This is a genomic window from [Clostridium] ultunense DSM 10521 (genome assembly GCF_000511955.1).
In the GTDB taxonomy this organism is placed as follows: Bacteria; Bacillota; Clostridia; order Tissierellales; family Tepidimicrobiaceae; genus Schnuerera; species Schnuerera ultunensis.
In genome coordinates this window covers 2,928-5,354 of the sequence record NZ_AZSU01000006.1, presented here as the reverse complement: position 1 = coordinate 5,354, position 2,427 = coordinate 2,928, and the positions used below count along the sequence as shown (strand labels likewise).

The 2,427-nt window shown below is 46.7% G+C and carries 1 tRNA gene and 1 rRNA gene; both read left to right on the top strand.

Features of this window, described 5'->3' with window-relative positions:
- The first annotated feature begins 324 nt into the window (after window positions 1-324).
- Window positions 325-1,852: ribosomal RNA gene (locus CUL_RS0113025) — 16S ribosomal RNA — on the top strand.
- 41 nt (window positions 1,853-1,893) lie between these two features.
- Window positions 1,894-1,969, top strand: a tRNA-Ala gene (locus tag CUL_RS0113020).
- The last annotated feature ends 458 nt before the right edge of the window (window positions 1,970-2,427 follow it).

Genomic DNA, 2,427 nt, shown 5'->3' with positions numbered 1-2,427 from the left:
TTATAGATCGTTACATTGTATAAATACAGGATTAGTATTCTAATATTATTTACAAAATTATTTTTTAATTGTTTTCCAACAATTACTTGACACTATCAAAATTAAAAAAGTTATTGACAAATGACAAAAAACTTGGTATATTAAGATAGCTGTCAGAAGCAAGTTGTAAAAAATGAAAAATTAAAAACAAAAACTTCTTGACAACATAAATAAAATTTGTTATATTATAAAAGTCGGCTCTAAAAGGCGTCGACAACAAATGAACCTAGACAACTAAACAGTGTGAAGTACTTTGAGTAAGAAATATTTTAACAGGCAAACTTTTCAAATGAGAGTTTGATCCTGGCTCAGGACGAACGCTGGCGGCGTGCCTAACACATGCAAGTCGAGCGAAGAATTTATCATGAAGCCTTCGGGTGGAATGATAAACTTCTTAGCGGCGGATGGGTGAGTAACGCGTGAGGAACCTGCCTTCCACAAGGGGATAGCCTCGGGAAACCGGGATTAATACCCTATGAAACTTAGCAATCGCATGATATTTAAGTTAAAGCGTTAGCGGTGGAAGATGGCCTCGCGTCCCATTAGCTAGTTGGTGAGTTAAAAGCTCACCAAGGCAACGATGGGTAGCCGGCTTGAGAGAGTGACCGGCCACACTGGAACTGAGACACGGTCCAGACTCCTACGGGAGGCAGCAGTGGGGAATATTGCACAATGGAGGGAACTCTGATGCAGCGACGCCGCGTGAGCGATGAAGGCCTTCGGGTCGTAAAGCTCTGTCCTATGGGACGATAATGACGGTACCATAGGAGGAAGCCCCGGCTAACTACGTGCCAGCAGCCGCGGTAATACGTAGGGGGCGAGCGTTGTCCGGAATTACTGGGCGTAAAGGGTACGCAGGCGGTCAAATAAGTCAGATGTGAAAGGCGTAGGCTTAACCTATGTAAGCATTTGAAACTGTTTGGCTTGAGTTAAGGAGAGGAAAGTGGAATTCCTGGTGTAGCGGTGAAATGCGTAGATATCAGGAGGAATATCAGTGGCGAAGGCGACTTTCTGGACTTAAACTGACGCTGAGGTACGAAAGCGTGGGGAGCAAACAGGATTAGATACCCTGGTAGTCCACGCCGTAAACGATGAGTGCTAGGTGTCGGAGGGTAACCTTCGGTGCCGAAGTTAACACATTAAGCACTCCGCCTGGGGAGTACGTTCGCAAGAATGAAACTCAAAGGAATTGACGGGGACCCGCACAAGCAGCGGAGCATGTGGTTTAATTCGATGCAACGCGAAGAACCTTACCAGGGCTTGACATCCCTCGGGCCGTCTTAGAGATAAGACCTTCTCTTCGGAGACTGAGGGACAGGTGGTGCATGGTTGTCGTCAGCTCGTGTCGTGAGATGTTGGGTTAAGTCCCGCAACGAGCGCAACCCTTGCCTTTAGTTGCCAACAGTTAGGCTGTGCACTCTAGAGGGACTGCCGATGATAAATCGGAGGAAGGTGGGGATGACGTCAAATCATCATGCCCTTTATGTCCTGGGCTACACACGTGCTACAATGGTCGGTACAACGGGTAGCGACTTAGTGATAAGGAGCCAATCCCTTAAAACCGATCCCAGTTCGGATTGCAGGCTGCAACTCGCCTGCATGAAGCCGGAGTTGCTAGTAATCGTGGATCAGAATGCCACGGTGAATGCGTTCCCGGGTCTTGTACACACCGCCCGTCACACCATGGGAGTTAGCAATACCCGAAGCCAGTGAGCCAACCGTAAGGAAGCAACTGTCGAAGGTAGGGTTAATGACTGGGGTGAAGTCGTAACAAGGTAGCCGTATCGGAAGGTGCGGCTGGATCACCTCCTTTCTAAGGAGTAAACAAAGTACTCACACTGTTTTGTTATATATGGGGGTGTAGCTCAGTTGGGAGAGCACCTGCCTTGCAAGCAGGGGGTCAGGAGTTCGAATCTCCTCATCTCCACCATTATGACCTAACCCAATGAGCGTTAGCGAATTGTAGGTAGGTCAAACGCAATGAGAACCAAATCTATGCGAACGATAGTGAGCAAATAGATTTGAGTTTTGAAACTGCGTATAAAGTTATTCAAACCACAATTAAATGAATAGTTTCAATGATTGCAGTTTGAGAAGTTGTTCTTTGAAAACTAAACAGTAAATTATATTTCTGGTCAAGCTAATAAGGGCATAGGGTGAATGCCTTGGCACCAGTAGCCGAAGAAGGACGGGATAAGCGCCGAAACGCCTCGGGGAGTCGCAAATAGACATTGATCCGGGGATATCCGAATGGGGAAACCCACTTGAGAAAACCTTAAGTATTCCTTGCTGAATCCATAGGTAAGGAAGGGAAGACCAGGGGAACTGAAACATCTAAGTACCCTGAGGAAAAGAAAGAAAACTCGATTCCCTCAGTAGCGGCGAGCG